The organism is Pseudomonas sp. D5(2026), assembly GCF_057766845.1.
The window spans coordinates 3,993,778-4,011,919 of the sequence record NZ_CM173421.1; the positions used below are offsets into that span (position 1 = coordinate 3,993,778).

The following is an 18,142-nucleotide window of genomic DNA, read 5'->3' on the forward strand; positions in this document are numbered from 1 at the left end:
TAGAGTTTTGTTGCCTGTGCCGGCCCTTTCGCGGGCACGCCCGCTCCCACAGGACCTTCATAACCCTCAGGGCTGGTGATATCCCTGTGGGAGCGGGTTTACCCGCGAAGAGGCCGGCACTTTCACCTACGAACTTCAGGCATCGCGGAACAGCCAAGGCTGGCTGGCACGGTGCTTGGCTTCGAAGGCCTTGATCGCGTCGCTGTCCTGCAGGGTCAGGCCGATATCGTCCAGGCCGTTGAGCAGGCAGTGCTTGCGGAACGCATCGATCTCGAAGTGCAACACCTTGCCATCCGGGCGGGTCACCGCCTGCGCCTGCAGGTCGATGGTCAGCTGGTAGCCCGGGTTGGCTTCGACCTGCTTGAACAGCTCGTCGACTTCCTCATCGCTCAGAATGATCGGCAGCAAGCCGTTCTTGAAGCTGTTGTTGAAGAAAATGTCGGCAAAGCTCGGCGCAATGATGCTGCGGAAGCCGTACTCGTCCAGCGCCCAAGGGGCATGCTCACGGCTGGAGCCACAACCAAAGTTTTCCCGCGCCAGCAACACGCTGGCACCCTGGTAGCGCGCATGGTTGAGCACGAACTCTTCGTTGACCGGGCGCTTGCTGTTGTCCTGGTAGGGCTGACCCACGTCCAGGTAACGCCACTCGTCGAACAGGTTCGGGCCAAAGCCGGTGCGCTTGATCGACTTCAAGAACTGTTTGGGGATGATCTGGTCGGTGTCGACGTTGGCACGGTCCAACGGTGCAACGAGGCCAGTGTGCTGGGTAAAGGCTTTCATGCTGCGCTCCCTTGGATCAACTCGCGGACATCAATGAAGTGGCCGGCTACCGCGGCAGCGGCGGCCATGGCCGGACTGACCAGATGGGTACGGCCACCGGCGCCCTGACGGCCTTCGAAGTTGCGGTTGGAGGTGGACGCGCAGTGCTCGCCGCTTTCCAGGCGGTCCGGGTTCATCGCCAGGCACATCGAGCAGCCTGGTTCACGCCATTCAAAACCGGCTTCGAGGAAGATCTTGTCCAGGCCTTCACGCTCGGCCTGGGCTTTGACCAGCCCCGAGCCCGGTACCACGATGGCTTGCTTGACGCTTGCGGCCACCTTGCGGCCCCTGGCGATTTCCGCCGCTGCGCGCAGGTCCTCGATTCGCGAGTTGGTGCACGAGCCGATAAACACACGGTCGAGCTTGATATCGGTGATCGCCTGGTTGGCGGTCAGCCCCATGTACTTCAAGGCACGCTCGATCGAACCACGCTTGACCAGGTCGGCTTCGGCTGCCGGGTCTGGCACACGCTGGTCGACAGCCAGAACCATTTCGGGCGAAGTGCCCCAGCTGACCTGTGGCTTGATCTGGCTGGCATCCAGTTCCACCACGGTGTCGAATACGGCGTCGTCATCCGACACCAGGTCTTTCCACGATTCGACCGCTTGCTTCCACTGCTCGCCCTTCGGCGCGTACGGGCGGCCTTCGACGTAGGCAACGGTGGTGGCATCGGTCGCCACCAGGCCCACGCGGGCACCGGCTTCGATGGACATGTTGCAGATGGTCATGCGGCCTTCCATCGACAATTCGCGAATGGCACTGCCGGCGAATTCCATGGCGTGACCGTTGCCACCGGCGGTGCCGATCTTGCCGATCACGGCCAGCACGATATCCTTGGCGGTAACGCCAGCCGGCAACTGGCCTTCCACGCGCACAAGCATGTTTTTCATCTTCTTGGCGACCAGGCACTGGGTGGCGAGCACGTGCTCGACCTCAGAGGTGCCGATGCCGTGGGCCAGGGCACCGAAGGCGCCGTGGGTGGAAGTGTGCGAGTCGCCGCAGACCACGGTCATGCCTGGCAAGGTGGCGCCCTGCTCCGGACTGATGACGTGGACGATGCCCTGGCGCTCGTCGTTCATCTTGAATTCGACGATGCCGTATTCGTCACAGTTCTCGTCGAGGGTTTGCACTTGCAGGCGCGACACCTGGTCGACGATCGCCTCGATACCACCCTTGCGCTCTGGCGTGGTCGGCACGTTGTGGTCCGGCGTGGCGATGTTGGCGTCGATACGCCACGGTTTGCGGTTGGCCAGGCGCAGGCCTTCGAAGGCCTGGGGCGACGTCACTTCGTGGATGATGTGGCGGTCGATGTAGATCAAGGACGAGCCGTCATCACGGCGCTTGACCTCATGGGCTTCCCAGAGTTTGTCGTAGAGCGTTTTGCCAGCCATCAGACTGTTCCTCATCAGCGTCTTTCTATGCCAAAGACCCCTTGGCTTGTACGGACGATGCTATGGGGTTAGATTGAATAACTCAAATTCATAATTTTTATGCTTTGGATAACCCAAAGGAATACCACACCATGGACCTGGCCAACCTCAGCGCCTTCATCGCCATTGCCGAAACCGGTAGCTTTTCCGGCGCAGCCGAGCGCCTGTTCCTGACCCAGCCGGCCATCAGCAAACGCATCGCCGGCCTGGAGCAGCAACTGGACGTGCGCCTGTTCGACCGCCTGGGCCGCGAGGTAACCCTCACCGAAGCCGGGCGCGCCCTGCTGCCGCGGGCCTACCAGATCCTCAACGTCCTTGATGATACCCGACGGGCGCTGACCAATCTGACCGGGGCCGTGAGCGGTCGTCTGACCCTGGCCACCAGCCACCACATCGGCCTGCACCGCCTGCCCCCGCTACTACGGGTTTTCACCCGCCAGTACCCGGCAGTGGCACTGGATATTCAGTTCATGGATTCGGAACAGGCCTACGACGAGATTTTGCATGGCCGAGCCGAAATCGCCGTGATCACCCTGGCGCCCGAGCCACACCACTTGATCAAGGCCGTGCCAGTGTGGGACGACGCCCTGGACTTCGTCGCCGCCCCCGAGCACCCGCTGGCCAGCAACCAGGCGGTCAGCCTGGCTGACGTCGCCCGCCACCCGGCGGTATTCCCCGGCGGCAATACCTTTACCCACCATATTGTCCAGCGCCTGTTCGAAAGCCAGGGGCTGATGCCGAACATCGCCATGAGCACCAACTACCTGGAAACCATCAAGATGATGGTGTCGATCGGCCTGGCCTGGAGCGTGCTGCCACGTACCATGCTCGACGAACAGGTTGCACCCATCGCTTTGCCCGGCATACAGCTTTCGCGCCAGCTAGGCTACATTCTGCACACGGAGCGTACGCTATCGAATGCGGCCAGGGCATTCATGGCCCTGCTCGACAGCCACTCAGAGCCCACCTGACCGGCTGTCAGCCAGCCATTTCGATTCCAAGGACACGTCATACGCCACAGGTCTGGTACCGATGCCCAAATCAGCAAACCGCTTTTTGCGCCTGCCGCGCATACCTGCAGCTGATCCCCAAGAGTCCGAGCAGGCCTGGCAGAACGCCCCGCAACTGCTGGCAGCGCTCAACGGCGCACGCCTGGGCGCCTGGCTATGGGATATCGAAAGCGGCAGGGTCAGTTGGTCGCGGGGCACCCAGGCCCTGTTCGGTTTCGACCCACAGCAGCCACTGCCTGCCGACATCGATTACCTCGACCTGCTGCCCGAGGAAGACCGCGCCCGTACGCGCCAAGTGTTCCAGGCGGTGGTCAACGGCGAGCCAGTGGAGCAGGCCATGCGCCACCGTATCCGCTGGCCGGATGGCAGCCTGCACTGGCTGGAGATCAACGGTAGCCTGACCCACGACCTGCACGGCCGGCCGCAGATGATCGGTGTGATCCGCGAGATAACCCGCCAGCGCGAGCGGGAAACGGCGCTGATCAATTCGGAAAAGCGCTTCGCCACGCTGTTCCACCTGAGCCCCAACGCCATTTTGCTGACCCGCCGCCACGATGGCATGATCTTCGAGGTCAACCAGCACTTCGAAGACATGTTCGGCTGGCCCGGCAGCCAGGTGATCGGCAAGACCAGCCTGGAACTGGGCCTGTGGGTCAACCCCGAACAGCGCCACCAGATAATCGATTCGACCCGCGCCAACGGCGGCCCGCTGATCATGGAGGTGCAATTCCGCGCATCCAGCGGCAAGGTGCATGACGGCATCCTGTGCACCCAGGGCATCGAACTGGAAGGCGTGACCTTCCTGATCAGTACATTCGTCGACACCACCGAACGCAAGCGCGCCGAGCAGGCCCTGAAGGACAGCCAGGAGCGCCTGGACCTGGCCCTGGACTCAGCGCAACTGGGCACCTGGGACTGGCACATCCCAAGCGGCATGCTCTACGGCTCGGCCCGCGCCGCGCAGTTGCATGGCTTGCCGCCCATCCCCTTTCATGAATCGTTCGATGCATTCTTCGAGGGTGTGCCGGAGCAAGAGCGCAACTCGATGCGACAGGCCTACCGTAGCCTGCGCGAAGGGCCTGCCGGCAACTATCAGATCACCTACAGGGTGCAGCTGGAAAACGGCGCTTCACGCTACATAGAAAGCCGCGCGCGGCTGTACCGCGACGACCAGGGCATCCCCTTGCGCATGGCGGGAACCTTGCTCGACATCACCGACCAGGTGGAACGCGAACAGCGCCTGAGCGCCTCGGAAGAGAAGTTTGCCAGCCTGTTCCAGGTCAGCCCCGACCCGATCTGCGTCACCCGCCAGGACACCGGCCAGTTCATCGAGATCAATCCGGCGTTCACCCAGACCTTCGGCTGGAGCAGCGAGCAGGTGCTTGGGCGTACCGCAGAGGAGATCGGCCTGTGGGCCGAGTCCATCGAGCGCGCGCGGCGCATCGAGCAGGTGATCCGCGAACAGGCCTTGAGCAACGTCGCCGTGGTACTCAACCACCGCAATGGCGCGCCCCTGACCTGCGTGATTTCCAGCCGCCTGATCACCGTCGACGACCAGCCCTGCAGCGTTACCACCCTGCGCGACATCACCCAGCAACAACGCGCCGAAGCAGCGCTGAAGTCCAGCGAGGAGAAGTTCGCCAAGGCCTTTCACTCCAGCCCCGACGCCATCACCATCACCGAACGCCACAGCGGCCGCTACCTGGAAGTCAACGACGGCTTCTGCCGCCTGACCGGCTACAGCACTGCCGAAGTGGTCGGCCACACGGTGTACGAGATCGGCATCTGGGCCGACGACAAGCAACGTAGTGCATTACTTGCCGAACTGCGCGAGCGCGGCCGGGTACACCACCGCGAGATGCTCGGGCGCAACAAGCGTGGCGATATCCTCACGGTCGAGGTTTCGGTGGAACCGATCACCCTCAACGAAGTGGACTGCCTGCTGCTGACCGCCCGTGACGTGAGCCAGTTGAAGAACGCCCAGGCGCAGATACGCCACCTGGCCTATCACGACCCGCTGACCAACCTGCCCAACCGCGCCTTGCTGATGGACCGCCTGAGCCAGCAGATCGCCCTGCTCAAGCGCCATAACCTGCGCGGCGCCCTGCTGTTCCTCGACCTTGACCACTTCAAGCACATCAACGACTCGCTGGGCCACCCGGTGGGCGACACCGTGCTGAAGATCATCACTGCCCGTCTGGAAGCCAGCGTGCGCCTGGAGGACACCGTGGCACGTCTGGGGGGCGACGAATTCGTCGTGCTGCTCAGCGGCCTGGAAGGGAGCCGCGAACACGTGGAAGAGAAAGTACGCGAGCTGGCCGACACCCTGCGCGAACTGCTGGCCGAGCCAATGTCACTGGATGGCCAGCGCCTGCAGGTAACGCCAAGCATCGGCGTGGCGCTGATCCCCGACCACGGCACCACACCGGCCGACCTGCTCAAGCGTGCCGATATCGCCCTGTACCGGGCCAAGGACTCCGGCCGCAACACCACCCAGCTGTTCCACACCACCATGCAGAAGGCCGCCAGTGAGCGCCTGCGCATGGAAAACGACCTGCGCCTGGCCTTGGCCCGTGGCGAACTGGCGCTGCACTTCCAGCCACAGGTGGATGCCCGCGACAACCGCATCGTCGGTGCCGAAGTACTGCTGCGCTGGCACCACCCGCAACTGGGCCAGCAACCGCCCTCGCAGTTCATCCAGGTACTGGAAGAAAGCGGCTTGATCCTTGAAGTTGGCAGCTGGATTCTCGACGAAGCCTGCGACGCCTGCGCCCGCATGCTCACCGACGGGTTGATCGACGCTGATGATTTCAGCCTGTGCGTGAACATAAGCCCGCGACAGTTCCGCCAGAACGACTTTGTCGGGCGGGTGCTGCGCAGCCTGGACGATTACCGCCTGCCGCGGCAGATGCTGACGCTGGAAATCACAGAAGGCATTGTCATCCAGAACCTGGAAGACACCATCAGCAAGATGCGCGAGCTGAAGGGCTACGGGGTGAGTTTCGCCATGGATGACTTCGGCACCGGCTACTCCTCGCTGACTTACCTGAAACGCCTGCCAGTGGATGCGCTGAAAATCGACCAGAGCTTCGTACGCGATGCACCGGACGACCCCAACGACGCAGAAATTGTCCGCGCCATTGTCGCCATGGCCCGCAGTCTGGACCTGGCGGTGATTGCCGAAGGGGTAGAGCTGACCGAACAGCTGGCGTTTCTTGAGCGACTGGGATGCCATCTGTACCAGGGCTATCTGCACAGCCGGCCATTGCCGCTGTCCGAGTTCCGTCAGATATTGCTGGAGGCGCCGGCAGATTACTGATGGCCTGAATGTACGCCCTGCACGAGACCGCATGAGGACGCACGAAAAAGGGCACCCCTGGGGGGTGCCCTTCTTCATTGCAGCGCGATCAGTTCAGCGCTGGTTTCTCGCCATTGATCGGGATGCGTTTGGCCTTGGCTTCTTCAGGCACGATGCGCAGCAGGTCGATGCTGAGCAGGCCATTGGCCAGGCCGGCGGCCTTCACTTCGATGTGATCAGCCAGGCGGAACGACAGCTTGAAGGCGCGTTGTGCGATACCCTGGTGCAGGTAGGTCACTTCAGCGGCGCTATTGTCGCGCTTGCCACCGGTCACGGTCAGGACACCTTTTTCGACCTGCAGGTCGAGGTCCTCTTCCTGGAAACCGGCTGCAGCAACCACGATGCGGTAGTGGTCATCGCCATGCTTTTCCACGTTATAGGGCGGGTAGCTGCTACCGGCCTCGTTACGTGCCGCTGATTCGAACAGGTCGTTGAAACGGTCGAAACCAACGGAATGACGGAACAGTGGAGCAAGAGAGAAAGCAGTAGTCATGGTCATAAACTCCTGAGATTCAGCAAGTAAGTCATTACGCGACCCGGCTTCGGCATCGCGTACTCAAAAGATATGGCCGAGGGAAATGCTTTCAAGGGGCAAATAGAAAAAATCTGATTTTTTTGCATGGGGCCTGACGGCCCCTTCGCGGGTGAACCCGCTCCTACGACGGCCTGTGCCCAGCCACCGACATGTGCCCAGCTACCGATATGTGCCCACCCCCGATCAGGTGTAGGAGCGGGTTTACCCGCGAATACGGCAACGGCGGCAACGGTGAATGGCAGGTGAAGATTGGCCAGCAGGCCCGCCCCTTTCGCGGGTGAACCGTACAGGTGCAGTACCCGCGAAGAGGCCTGCTCAGGCGACGCAAGCCTCAAAGGTATGAGTCTCAACCCCCAGCAACCGGCTGATCCGCGCGCAGTCATCTTCCCGGCGCAACTCGGCAAACAACACCACCGCTTCGGGGTAACTGCGAGTCAGCATCGCCAGCCACTGTTTCATTCGCCCCGGTGCATAACGCGGCGACAATTTAGCCTGAGCCTGGCGCCAGAACTCACGCAACAGTGGCAGCAAGTCATCCCAGCTCATCGGCTGATAGTCGCGCCCGTCCCGCGCCGCTGCAATCTGCAGGCCCAGGTCCGGGCGCGATACCAGGCCGCGGCCGAGCATGATGTCTTCGGCACCACTGACCTCGCGGCAACGCCGCCAGTCATCGACCGTCCAGATTTCGCCATTGGCAAACACCGGCACCTTGACCACATCCTGTACCCGCGCCACCCACTCCCAATGCGCTGGCGGCTTGTAACCCTCAACCTTGGTCCGTGCGTGCACCACCAGGTGTGCCGAACCACCTTCGGCCAACGCCGTGGCGCACTCCAGTGCACCGTCGGGGCTGTCGAAGCCCAGGCGCATCTTCGAGGTCACCGGGATATTCGCCGGTACTGCACGCCGCACTTCACGCACAATGGCGTGCAGCAACTCCGGCTCTTTGAGCAGTACCGCACCACCGCGCGACTTGTTCACCGTCTTTGCCGGGCAACCGAAGTTCAGGTCGATCACCGGCGCCCCAAGCTCGCAAGCCAGTGCGGCGTTTTCCGCCAGGCATACCGGGTCCGAACCCAGCAATTGCACACGCATGGGCACACCGGCAGCCGTGCGCGCGCCTTGGCGCAACTCAGGCGCCAACTTGTGGAACGAGGACGCCGGCAACAGACGGTCGCACACGCGAATGAACTCGGTGACGCACCAGTCGATACCGCCCACGCGGGTCAATACGTCGCGCAGGATGTTGTCGACCAGCCCCTCCATGGGGGCCAGGGCAATTTGCATGTCGGTGTCTCAGCGGAAAAAGCCGGCAGTTTAACAAAAATTGCCGGCGGCTCAGGCACCGATCAGCGCCGGGCCGTAACCCTCGACGAATTCCGCCGGCATGCGCCTGGGCTTGCCGCTGGACAGCTCGATGCAGGCAAATGTGGTTTGCGCGCGCAGCAGCGTCACACCATCGCGGGGGCGCTTGAGCTGAAAACGCCGGGTCATGCGCAGGCGCTGGTCCCAGTCAATGATCCAGGTGGCCAGTTGCAGCTCGTCGTCCTCATAGGCAGCGGCCAGGTAGTCGATTTCGTGGCGCACCACGGCCATCGCCCGGTCAAGGCGCCGGTATTCGGCCAGGTCCAGCCCCAGGCGCTGGGAATGGCGCCAGGCGCAACGCTCAAGCCAGGTAACGTAGACCGCATTGTTGGCGTGGCCAAGGCCGTCGATGTCCTCGCTGCCCACGCGCAGGTCGATGACGAAGGGTGTTGCCAGGTCCCAGCTCATTTTCGCTTCCTTGGCGCAAAAGGCGATTTAGCAGCGATCTGCCGGACAATGTCCAGCCCCTGTGAGCCTGACGCGGCTGTTATAGAGGGGCTTGCCCGCGAATCAGACAGCGCGGCGGATGGCACCGGCGATGCCGGTGTTCACGGCTGAAGCGGCTCCTGCACTGACCGCATCAACCCGGGCCAGCAGTTCGAGCACGGCTTCACTCAGCCGCGGATCGGCCAGCACCCGCTGGTGCCCCCCCTCTTCCAGCAGCATCAGACGGCTGTCGAACCAGGCCTTGTGGATGACATGTGCCTCATCTGGGGGCACGAGAGCATCATCGGTGGCATGCACCACGAGCCCCGGCAGCTCCAGCTGGTAACCAGCGACATCCAACCGCGCAATCTGCATGCCCACATCGCGCTCAACCTGGCGAATGAACGCTGCCCGCGCCCGTGCTGGCAGCCCCAGACGATGGGCGAAACCACGTAATACACTCAACAATTGCGCCGGGGCCGCAATGCTGACAGCCGCCTCTGCGCGCAGGCCCATCTGTAAAGCCAGCAGCACGCTCGCCCCACCCATGGAATGGCCAATGACTGCACGCAACGGCGGCAACTCAGCAGCAGCTTCCAGCAACGCCCGGGCAAACAGCACCACGTTCGCTTGCTCGCCTGGCGAACGGCCATGCCCAGGCCCTTCCAGCGACACCACCGTATGCCCCGCCTGAACCAAGGTCTCGATCAAGGCGGCAAACTGCGTCGGGCGCCCTTCCCAACCGTGCATCAGCAGCACGGTCGGCCCTTGACCCCAGCGCAAGGCAGACAGGCCGAAGCGCAGTGTAATGCGCTCGGCGCTGGCCAGCACAGGCAGCTCCCAATCCCGCGGCGGCAGGTTGCGCGGGGTCATGAAGGCTCGGCGCATCTTGCCCGCGACATGCTCGGGGGCCAGGCGGCCCAGGGTGCCATTGACACCGCGAATCCAGCTCAGGGTGGTCATCGCCATGCTCCAGTGTTAAAGCACCGCCGATTTGGCGGCGCGTAAAATACGGTCAGACAGATCACTGGCCCCCAGGGCCCGGGCCAGCGCCAGCCCTCCCACCATCAGGGCCAGGTCGGCCAGCGCTTTGTCGGCATCCTCAGGGCGGTCGACCATCGCTGCAGTCATCAACTCGATGTGCTCGGCCAGCACCTCGCGGAAAACCTCCGGCAGGCGCTGCATTTCGCCCAACGCATTAGGCAGCGGGCAAGCATGCACTTCGCAGTCCCGGTGCTTGCGCGAGAGGTAGAAGGCGCCAGCCAGCGCTCGCCGACCGGCGCCATCGAGATTGGGGTCGATCTGGGCGAGCAAGGCTCGGCGCTCACCCAACAACTGGCGGAACGCTTCGAGCATCAGCTCGTCCTTGCTGTCGAAGTGCGCATAGAAGCCACCGACAGTCAGGCCTGCCGCACCCATTACCTGGCTGACGCTGGGCTCGGCCGGGCCGTGCTGGATCAGCGCACTGCGCGCAGCTTCCAGAATGCGTTCGCGGGTTCTGCTCTTCTTGTCGCTCATCTGGCACGCACCAAACAAAATATGATGATCGAAATATTATTCTCATAATATTTTTTGGCAAGCAGAATCTGCGACCGCTTGTCGGGGGGGAGGGGGGAAATTATTGGGGAAGGAAAAAACAAAAGGCCCATTCAATAAGCGAATGAGCCTTTAAAGTCCCGCAAAACGCGGGTAAACGTGGCGTCCCCTAGGGGACTCGAACCCCTGTTACCGCCGTGAAAGGGCGGTGTCCTAGGCCACTAGACGAAGGGGACGTAACCTTCGCGAAGATCCACTTGCGTGAACCCTGGCAGAAATGGTGGAGCTAAGCGGGATCGAACCGCTGACCTCCTGCATGCCATGCAGGCGCTCTCCCAGCTGAGCTATAGCCCCGAAACAAAAGGCTCATCAATAATCGACGAGCCTTTTAAAGCCCTGCAAAACGCAGGAAAAGTGGCGTCCCCTAGGGGACTCGAACCCCTGTTACCGCCGTGAAAGGGCGGTGTCCTAGGCCACTAGACGAAGGGGACGTAACCTTCGTGCCGATCCGCTAACGCGAACCGCGGCAAAATTGGTGGAGCTAAGCGGGATCGAACCGCTGACCTCCTGCATGCCATGCAGGCGCTCTCCCAGCTGAGCTATAGCCCCGGATTTCTAGCCTCGCGGCCCAGCGACATACCAACATCGCTTGTGTAAAACTGGCGTCCCCTAGGGGACTCGAACCCCTGTTACCGCCGTGAAAGGGCGGTGTCCTAGGCCACTAGACGAAGGGGACGAACCTTCTTACCTTCAAGACCCGGTTGCTGGACCCGGTCTTGCTTATCAGCCTTGGCTGCTAAGCGGAATTTGGTGGAGCTAAGCGGGATCGAACCGCTGACCTCCTGCATGCCATGCAGGCGCTCTCCCAGCTGAGCTATAGCCCCACAATGTCGCTTTGAACTGAATCGCTGGCTGGGTGCCTGGCGTTTCGTTTTCGTTCATCGCTGTGGACGGGGCGCATATTAAGATCGGATTGCAGGACTGTCAAACTAATTTTCAAAAATATTCAAAAATTTTTTCACAGATAACAATCACTTACCGCCCTGCCCCGGTTTTTTGGGGCTTAGTTGGCCTGTGGGAGCGGGCGTGCCCGCAAATGCGGTATTGAATTTACCATTGCATTCGCGGGCACGCCCGCTCCCACAGGTTAGGTGCAAAGCTGAATCAGGCAATGGAAGCCAACAGCTTTTCCCACTCTTTGTTTTCTTTCTTCGACACCCCACCCAGCAGGTCCAGGGCCTGGCGCAGGCGGTAGCGGGTCAGGTCGGGACCGAGGATTTCCATGGCGTCCAGCACCGAAACCGAGCTGGCCTGGCCGGTGATGGCGGCGAACATCAGCGGCATGGCGTCACGCAGCTTCAGCTCCAGCGCCTCGACCACGGCCTGGATGCAACCGGTGATGCGCTCTTTTTCCCACTGGCGCAGGCTTTCAAGCTTCCACAGGATCAGCTGGATCACCTGGCGTACCTGGTCGGCCGACAGTTTCTTGCTTTCGAACAGCTTGGCGTCCAGCTTGAGCGCGCCTTCGAAGAAGAACCCGCCCAACGGGGCAACCTGGCTGAAGGTTTCTACCCGGCCCTGCACGTGCGGGGCAATCTTCATCATGTAGTCGCTGTTGAACGCCCATTTCTGCAGGCGTGCGGCGAATTCCTCTACCGGCAGCTCGCGCAGCCACTGGCCGTTGAGCCAGGACAGCTTCTCGATGTCAAAGATCGGGCCGCCCAGCGAGATACGCGACAGGTCGAAGTGCTCGACCATTTCGGCCAGCGAGAACTTCTCGCGCTCGTCAGGCATCGACCAGCCCATGCGGCCAAGATAGTTGAGCATCGCTTCAGGCATGAAGCCCATGCGCTCATAGAAGGTGACCGAGGTCGGGTTCTTGCGCTTGGACAGTTTGGATTTGTCCGGGTTGCGCAGCAGCGGCATGTAGCACAGCTTGGGCTGCTCCCAACCGAAGTACTCGTACAGCTTGATCAGCTTGGGCGCCGATGGCAGCCACTCTTCACCACGCAGCACGTGGGTGATGCCCATCAGGTGGTCGTCGACCACGTTGGCCAGGAAGTACGTCGGCAGGCCGTCGTTCTTCATCAGCACCTGCATGTCCATGCGGTCCCACGGGATCTCGACATCGCCACGCAGCATGTCCGGCACCACGCAGATACCTTCGCTCGGCACCTTCATGCGGATCACGTGCGGCTCGCCAGCGTCCAGGCGGCGCTGTACTTCTTCGGCGCTCATCAGCAACGCACGGCCATCGTAACGCGGGGTTTCGCCGCGGGCCTGCTGCTCGGCACGCATCTGCTCCAGCTCTTCGGCGGTGCAGAAGCAGTAGAAGGCGTGGCCGGCGTCTACCAGTTCCTTGGCGTACTTGGCGTAGATTTCGCCACGCTCGCTCTGCCGGTAAGGGCCATGCGGGCCGCCGACATCCGGGCCTTCGTTCCATTCGATGCCAAGCCAGCGCAGGGCGTCGAAGATCTGTTGCTCCGACTCACGCGTGGAGCGCAGCTGGTCGGTGTCTTCAATGCGCAAGATGAACTCACCGCCGTGCTGCTTGGCAAAGCAGTAGTTGAACAGGGCGATGTAGGCAGTGCCGACATGGGGGTCGCCGGTAGGCGATGGCGCGATACGCGTGCGTACGGTGGTCATGGAGAGTCTCGAACGAAAGATGAAACAAAGGCGGGATGTTAGCAGGAGGCGGGCACCGGGCTCCAGCAATGGCGCGAACGTCACTTGTCGACAGGCCCTGTGCCGCTGTTAAATTTGTTTACATTTCTGGAACGATAGTCCCCATGCCTGCCCAACTCAAACGCCGCCTGACGATCTTCTTCACCCTGGTGGCCATCATTGCCCTTGCCTTCCTGGCCCACTGGTACTTCAAGGGCCGCTTCTACGAAAGCACCGACAACGCTTACGTGCAGGGCGAGATCACCCGTATCTCCAGCCAGCTCGGTGCACGCATCGAAACAGTCCCGGTCGCGGACAACCAGCACGTCAACAAGGGCGACCTGCTGGTGCGCCTGGAGCCCGCCGACTTCGAGCTGGCGGTCGAACGCGCCCGCGCCGCCCTGGCCACCCGCGAAGCCGAGTACGCGCAAGCGCAAAGCCGCCTCACCCAGCAAGGCAGCCTGATTGCCGCCGGCCAGGCCCAGCTGGCGGCTACCCAGGCCACTTTCGACCGTTCACGGCTGGACCTGAGCCGCGCCGAGAAACTGCGCAAGCCGGGTTTTGTCTCTGAGGAGCGGGTCACTTCCCTGTCGGCGGACAGCCATGTCGCCGGTTCCCAGGTCGACAAGGCACGCGCCGACCTGCAAAGCCAGCGCCAGCAGGTCACGACCCTGAACGCCGAACTCAAGCGCCTCGATGCGCAAATCGCCAATGCCCGCACCGACCTGGCCCAGGCCGAGCTGAACCTGACCCGCTGCGAAATCCATGCACCGATCAGCGGCACCATCGGCCAGCGCAGTGCGCGCGATGGCCAGGTGGTGCAGGCTGGCGCCTACCTGCTGTCGATCGTGCCGGATGAAGACATCTGGGTGCAGGCCAACTTCAAGGAAACCCAGATCGGCCGCATGCACCCCGGCCAGCGCGCGGAGCTGGTGTTCGACAGTTACCCCGACACACCGATCGAAGGCCGGGTGGACAGCCTGTTCGCCGCGTCCGGTGCGCAGTTCAGCCTGCTGCCACCGGACAACGCCACCGGCAACTTCACCAAAGTTGTGCAGCGCATCCCGGTAAAACTCACGTTCCGCGCCGACAACCCGTTGCATGGGCGTATTCGCCCCGGCATGTCGGTGACCGCCACTGTCGACCTGCGCAGTGAAGACCAAGACCACAATGGCCGGTGACCAACTGCTGCGCCCCACGGCGGAGCCAACCCGGCGCGACTGGATCGCGGTGATGAGCGTGATGCTCGGTGCCTTCATGGCAGTGCTGGACATCCAGATCACCAACTCCTCGTTGAAGGACATCCAGGGCGCACTGTCGGCGACGCTGGAAGAAGGCTCATGGATTTCCACCTCGTACCTGGTAGCGGAAATCATCATGATCCCGCTAACAGCCTGGCTGGTGCAGCTGCTGTCGGCGCGGCGCCTGGCAGTGTGGGTATCCGGCGGCTTCCTGCTGTCGTCGCTGCTATGCTCGATGGCCTGGAACCTGGAGAGCATGATCCTGTTCCGTGCCTTGCAGGGCTTCACCGGCGGCGCGCTGATACCGCTGGCCTTTACCCTGACCCTGATCAAGCTGCCCGAGCACCACCGCGCCAAAGGCATGGCGATGTTCGCCATGACCGCCACTTTCGCCCCCTCTATCGGCCCCACCCTGGGCGGCTGGCTGACCGAGAACTGGGGCTGGGAGTACATCTTCTACATCAATATCCCGCCGGGCCTGCTAATGATCGCCGGCTTGTTATACGGGCTTGAGAAGAAGGAGGCGCACTGGGAGCTGCTGAAAAGTACCGATTACGCCGGGATCGTCACGCTCGGCCTTGGGTTGGGCTGCCTGCAGGTGTTTCTTGAAGAAGGGCACCGCAAGGACTGGCTGGAGTCGCACCTGATCGTCGGCCTGGGCAGCGTTGCCCTGGTCAGCCTGATCACCTTCGTCATCTTGCAGTTTTCCAAGCCACATCCACTGATCAACCTGCGCATTCTTGGCAACCGCAACTTTGGCCTGTCGAGCATCGCTAGCCTGGGCATGGGCGTGGGCCTGTACGGGTCGATCTATCTGCTACCGCTGTACCTGGCGCAGGTACAGGGTTACAACGCGTTGCAGATTGGCGAGGTGATCATGTGGATGGGTATTCCGCAGCTGTTCCTGATCCCGCTGGTGCCGCAACTGATGAAGGTGATATCGCCCAAGGTACTATGCGCGCTGGGGTTTTGCCTGTTCGGCGCTGCCAGTTTCGGTTCGGGGGTGCTCAACCCGGACTTTGCCGGGCCGCAGTTCAACCATATCCAGATCATCCGCGCCCTGGGCCAACCGATGATCATGGTGACCATCTCGCTGATTGCCACCGCGTATATCCAACAACAGGATGCAGGGTCCGCGTCGAGCCTGTTCAATATTCTGCGTAACCTAGGTGGCGCGATTGGTATTGCCTTGCTGGCCACCCTGCTGGATGCGCGCACCAAGGTGTACTTCGACTACCTGCGCGAATCGGTGGTGCCGAGCAACCCACAGGTGGCTGAGCGGCTGGCGCAACTGGCGGAGCGCTTGGGCAATGACAATGCGGCGCTGGGCAAACTTAGCGAGATTACCCACCAGCAGGCACTGATCATGGCTTACAACGATGCCTTCCACTTTGTCGGGATCGGGTTGGCGGTGAGCATGGTGGCGGTGTTGCTGACCCGCAAGTTGCCGGAGGGGCTGAAGGCTGGGGAGGCCCACTGAGGCTATTACAGATTAGATGCGGTCCCTGTGGGAGCGGGCATGCCCGCGAACACCGGCGCAGCCGGTGCCAGCCACCGCATTGAATTCTTCGCGGGCACGCCCGCTCCCACAGGGCCCGCGCCCGGCTTCAGCTGCTGATCAACCGCTCCCGCAGCTGCGCAATCTCGTCACGCAACTGCGCCGCAGCTTCGAACTCCAGGTCGCGGGCGAACTGCATCATTTTCTCTTCCAACTGCTTGATGCGCTTGGTGATCTCGCCCGGCGTACGTAGTTCGGCCTCGTAACGGGCGCTCTCCTCTGCCGCCTTGGCCATGCCCTTGCGCTTCTTGCTGCGCGCACCGGGCACGGTGGCGCCTTCCATGATGTCGGCGATGTCCTTGACCACCCCCTTGGGCACGATGCCGTTGGCTTCGTTGAAGGCGATCTGCTTCTCGCGGCGGCGCTCGGTTTCATCAATGGCCCGCTGCATGGAGCCGGTGACGTTATCGGCATACAGGATGGCTCGGCCATTGAGGTTACGTGCAGCGCGGCCAATGGTCTGGATCAGGGAACGCTCGGAACGCAGAAAACCTTCCTTGTCTGCATCGAGGATGGCCACCAGCGACACCTCGGGCATGTCCAGGCCCTCGCGCAGCAGGTTGATGCCCACCAGTACGTCGAAGGTGCCCAGGCGCAGGTCGCGGATAATCTCTACCCGCTCCACCGTATCAATGTCCGAGTGCAGGTAGCGTACCCGTACGTCGTGGTCGGCCAGGTAATCGCTGAGGTCCTCGGCCATGCGCTTGGTCAGCGTTGTCGCCAGCACACGCTCGCCTGCCGCAACACGCTTGCGGATCTCGGACAGCAGGTCGTCGACCTGGGTCAGCGCAGGGCGTACCTCTACCTGCGGGTCGACCAGCCCGGTCGGGCGCACCACCTGCTCCACCACGCGCCCGGCATGCTCGGCCTCGTAGGGGCCTGGGGTGGCCGAAACAAAAATGGTCTGCGGGCTGACATCCTCCCACTCGTCGAAACGCATCGGCCGATTGTCCAGCGCCGAAGGCATGCGGAAGCCGTACTCGACCAGGGTTTCCTTGCGTGAACGGTCGCCCTTGTACATGGCGCCCACCTGCGGGACGCTGACGTGGGATTCGTCGATCACCAGCAGCGCATCGGGCGGCAGGTAATCGTACAGGGTGGGCGGCGGCGCCCCGGCCGGGCGCCCGGACAGGTAACGCGAGTAGTTTTCGATGCCGTTGCAATAGCCCAGCTCGAGGATCATCTCCAGATCGAAGCGGGTGCGTTGCTCCAAACGCTGCGCTTCGACCAGCTTGTTGGCCTTGTGCAGGTATTCCAGGCGATCTTTCAGCTCTTCCTTGATGCCCTCCACTGCTTCCAGCAGGGTTTCCCGCGGGGTGACGTAGTGGCTCTTGGGGTAGAAGGTGAAACGTGGCAGCTTGCGGAAAACCTCACCGGTCAACGGATCGAAAGCGGCGATGTTCTCCACTTCATCGTCGAACAGCTCGATGCGGATGGCTTCCAGATCCGATTCCGCCGGGAAGATGTCGATTACGTCGCCGCGTACCCGGAAGGTGGCGCGGGCAAAGTCCATTTCGTTGCGGGTGTACTGCAGGTCGGCCAGGCGGCGCAGCAGCGCGCGCTGGTCGAGCTTGTCGCCACGGTCCACGTGCAGGACCATTTTCAGGTAGGTCTCGGGGCTGCCCAGGCCGTAGATGCACGACACAGTGGTCACGATGATCGCGTCACGCCGTTCCAGCAGCGCCTTGGTCGCCGACAGACGCATCTGCTCGATGTGGTCGTTGATCGAGGCGTCCTTCTCGATGAAGGTGTCTGACGACGGCACATAGGCTTCCGGCTGGTAGTAGTCGTAATAGGAAACGAAGTACTCCACCGCATTGTTGGGGAAGAATGCCTTGAACTCCCCGTACAACTGGGCGGCCAGCGTCTTGTTGGGCGCCAGCACCAGCGTCGGGCGCTGCACCTGCTGGATGACGTTGGCAATGCTGAAGGTCTTGCCCGAGCCAGTCACCCCGAGCAGCGTCTGGTGCGACAGCCCCGCCTCGATGCCTTCAACCAACTGGCGGATAGCCTCGGGCTGGTCGCCGGCCGGCTGGAAACGTGTGACGAGCTGGAACTCGGACATGAAGGACCTCACGGTGCAGCAGCTGTAAATTTAGCCAGTAGTCTATACCCAAATGCGCCCGTTCGGGGGCGCTTTCAAGGCACAGGTGTGGGCCTGTGCAACGGTGGACACGGCAATTGGACCAATGGTCGAAAA

13 protein-coding genes and 6 tRNA genes are annotated in these 18,142 nt (G+C 62.2%); 4 read left to right on the plus strand and 15 right to left on the minus strand.

The window, feature by feature from the left end:
* Positions 1-135: 135 nt before the first annotated feature.
* Both leuD and leuC read right to left on the minus strand, forming a co-directional pair.
* Positions 136-780: a 3-isopropylmalate dehydratase small subunit gene (gene leuD, locus AC3B5Q_RS18435; RefSeq protein ID WP_003247192.1), complete on the minus strand. Its 645-nt coding sequence runs from the start codon at positions 778-780 to the stop codon at positions 136-138.
* Positions 777-2,210: a 3-isopropylmalate dehydratase large subunit gene (gene leuC / locus AC3B5Q_RS18440; protein ID WP_275967214.1), complete on the minus strand. Its 1,434-nt coding sequence runs from the start codon at positions 2,208-2,210 to the stop codon at positions 777-779. The genes leuD and leuC overlap by 4 nt, the downstream gene beginning before the upstream one ends.
* Before the next feature lie 131 nt (positions 2,211-2,341).
* Here leuC and AC3B5Q_RS18445 point away from each other — a divergent pair, with 131 nt between their 5' ends.
* Positions 2,342-3,220 (plus strand): LysR family transcriptional regulator, encoded by an 879-nt coding sequence (locus AC3B5Q_RS18445; RefSeq protein ID WP_021784929.1) that lies wholly within the window; start codon positions 2,342-2,344, stop codon positions 3,218-3,220.
* Between the two features lie 61 nt (positions 3,221-3,281).
* On the plus strand, positions 3,282-6,578 hold the full coding sequence (locus AC3B5Q_RS18450) for a bifunctional diguanylate cyclase/phosphodiesterase (RefSeq protein ID WP_103443904.1): 3,297 nt from the start codon (positions 3,282-3,284) through the stop codon (positions 6,576-6,578).
* 88 nt (positions 6,579-6,666) lie between these two features.
* Here the strand turns inward: AC3B5Q_RS18450 and AC3B5Q_RS18455 are convergent, their stop codons facing one another.
* The 12 genes from AC3B5Q_RS18455 to gltX all read right to left on the minus strand — a co-directional run bounded on the left by AC3B5Q_RS18455 (position 6,667) and on the right by gltX (position 13,125).
* Positions 6,667-7,110 (minus strand): Hsp20 family protein, encoded by a 444-nt coding sequence (locus AC3B5Q_RS18455; protein ID WP_019437397.1) that lies wholly within the window; start codon positions 7,108-7,110, stop codon positions 6,667-6,669.
* 357 nt (positions 7,111-7,467) lie between these two features.
* Positions 7,468-8,439 (minus strand): tRNA dihydrouridine synthase, encoded by a 972-nt coding sequence (locus tag AC3B5Q_RS18460; RefSeq protein WP_021784931.1) that lies wholly within the window; start codon positions 8,437-8,439, stop codon positions 7,468-7,470.
* A 51-nt stretch (positions 8,440-8,490) separates the two neighbouring features.
* Entirely contained in the window at positions 8,491-8,925 is a 435-nt protein-coding gene (locus AC3B5Q_RS18465) for an acyl-CoA thioesterase (RefSeq protein ID WP_003247186.1), read from the minus strand.
* A 102-nt stretch (positions 8,926-9,027) separates the two neighbouring features.
* Positions 9,028-9,906, minus strand: coding sequence for an alpha/beta fold hydrolase (locus tag AC3B5Q_RS18470; RefSeq protein ID WP_021784932.1), 879 nt, complete (start codon positions 9,904-9,906; stop codon positions 9,028-9,030).
* Positions 9,907-9,921: 15 nt separating this feature from the next.
* Positions 9,922-10,461, minus strand: coding sequence for a TetR/AcrR family transcriptional regulator (locus AC3B5Q_RS18475; RefSeq protein ID WP_021784933.1), 540 nt, complete (start codon positions 10,459-10,461; stop codon positions 9,922-9,924).
* Positions 10,462-10,639: 178 nt separating this feature from the next.
* Positions 10,640-10,715, minus strand: a tRNA-Glu gene (locus AC3B5Q_RS18480).
* 42 nt (positions 10,716-10,757) lie between these two features.
* Positions 10,758-10,833 (minus strand) — tRNA-Ala (locus AC3B5Q_RS18485).
* A 61-nt stretch (positions 10,834-10,894) separates the two neighbouring features.
* Positions 10,895-10,970: transfer RNA gene (locus AC3B5Q_RS18490), tRNA-Glu, on the minus strand.
* Positions 10,971-11,012: 42 nt separating this feature from the next.
* Positions 11,013-11,088 (minus strand) — tRNA-Ala (locus tag AC3B5Q_RS18495).
* A gap of 51 nt (positions 11,089-11,139) precedes the next feature.
* A tRNA-Glu gene (locus tag AC3B5Q_RS18500) sits at positions 11,140-11,215 on the minus strand.
* 72 nt (positions 11,216-11,287) lie between these two features.
* Positions 11,288-11,363, minus strand: a tRNA-Ala gene (locus AC3B5Q_RS18505).
* A gap of 280 nt (positions 11,364-11,643) precedes the next feature.
* Positions 11,644-13,125, minus strand: a complete 1,482-nt coding sequence (gene gltX / locus AC3B5Q_RS18510; RefSeq protein WP_010952995.1) for a glutamate--tRNA ligase — start codon at positions 13,123-13,125, stop codon at positions 11,644-11,646.
* A 143-nt stretch (positions 13,126-13,268) separates the two neighbouring features.
* Here gltX and AC3B5Q_RS18515 point away from each other — a divergent pair, with 143 nt between their 5' ends.
* Positions 13,269-14,324: an HlyD family secretion protein gene (locus AC3B5Q_RS18515; protein WP_021784996.1), complete on the plus strand. Its 1,056-nt coding sequence runs from the start codon at positions 13,269-13,271 to the stop codon at positions 14,322-14,324.
* A complete protein-coding gene (locus tag AC3B5Q_RS18520; protein ID WP_010952993.1) occupies positions 14,314-15,864 on the plus strand; it encodes an MDR family MFS transporter in 1,551 nt (516 codons plus the stop codon). Before AC3B5Q_RS18515 ends, AC3B5Q_RS18520 begins: the two co-directional genes overlap by 11 nt.
* Before the next feature lie 127 nt (positions 15,865-15,991).
* Here the strand turns inward: AC3B5Q_RS18520 and uvrB are convergent, their stop codons facing one another.
* Positions 15,992-18,007 carry an excinuclease ABC subunit UvrB gene (gene uvrB / locus AC3B5Q_RS18525; RefSeq protein WP_021784995.1) on the minus strand — a complete coding sequence of 672 codons (2,016 nt, stop codon included), beginning with the start codon at positions 18,005-18,007 and terminating at the stop codon, positions 15,992-15,994.
* Positions 18,008-18,142 lie beyond the last annotated feature (135 nt).

What these genes read in the sequence shown, in the direction of transcription:
- leuD (WP_003247192.1), bottom strand. Translation starts at nt 780, where the DNA reads ATGAAAGCCTTTACCCAGCACACTGGCCTCGTTGCACCGTTGGACCGT.
- leuC (WP_275967214.1), bottom strand. Translation starts at nt 2,210, where the DNA reads ATGGCTGGCAAAACGCTCTACGACAAACTCTGGGAAGCCCATGAGGTC.
- AC3B5Q_RS18445 (WP_021784929.1), top strand. Translation starts at nt 2,342, where the DNA reads ATGGACCTGGCCAACCTCAGCGCCTTCATCGCCATTGCCGAAACCGGT.
- AC3B5Q_RS18450 (WP_103443904.1), top strand. Translation starts at nt 3,282, where the DNA reads ATGCCCAAATCAGCAAACCGCTTTTTGCGCCTGCCGCGCATACCTGCA.
- AC3B5Q_RS18455 (WP_019437397.1), bottom strand. Translation starts at nt 7,110, where the DNA reads ATGACTACTGCTTTCTCTCTTGCTCCACTGTTCCGTCATTCCGTTGGT.
- AC3B5Q_RS18460 (WP_021784931.1), bottom strand. Translation starts at nt 8,439, where the DNA reads ATGCAAATTGCCCTGGCCCCCATGGAGGGGCTGGTCGACAACATCCTG.
- AC3B5Q_RS18465 (WP_003247186.1), bottom strand. Translation starts at nt 8,925, where the DNA reads ATGAGCTGGGACCTGGCAACACCCTTCGTCATCGACCTGCGCGTGGGC.
- AC3B5Q_RS18470 (WP_021784932.1), bottom strand. Translation starts at nt 9,906, where the DNA reads ATGACCACCCTGAGCTGGATTCGCGGTGTCAATGGCACCCTGGGCCGC.
- AC3B5Q_RS18475 (WP_021784933.1), bottom strand. Translation starts at nt 10,461, where the DNA reads ATGAGCGACAAGAAGAGCAGAACCCGCGAACGCATTCTGGAAGCTGCG.
- gltX (WP_010952995.1), bottom strand. Translation starts at nt 13,125, where the DNA reads ATGACCACCGTACGCACGCGTATCGCGCCATCGCCTACCGGCGACCCC.
- AC3B5Q_RS18515 (WP_021784996.1), top strand. Translation starts at nt 13,269, where the DNA reads ATGCCTGCCCAACTCAAACGCCGCCTGACGATCTTCTTCACCCTGGTG.
- AC3B5Q_RS18520 (WP_010952993.1), top strand. Translation starts at nt 14,314, where the DNA reads ATGGCCGGTGACCAACTGCTGCGCCCCACGGCGGAGCCAACCCGGCGC.
- uvrB (WP_021784995.1), bottom strand. Translation starts at nt 18,007, where the DNA reads ATGTCCGAGTTCCAGCTCGTCACACGTTTCCAGCCGGCCGGCGACCAG.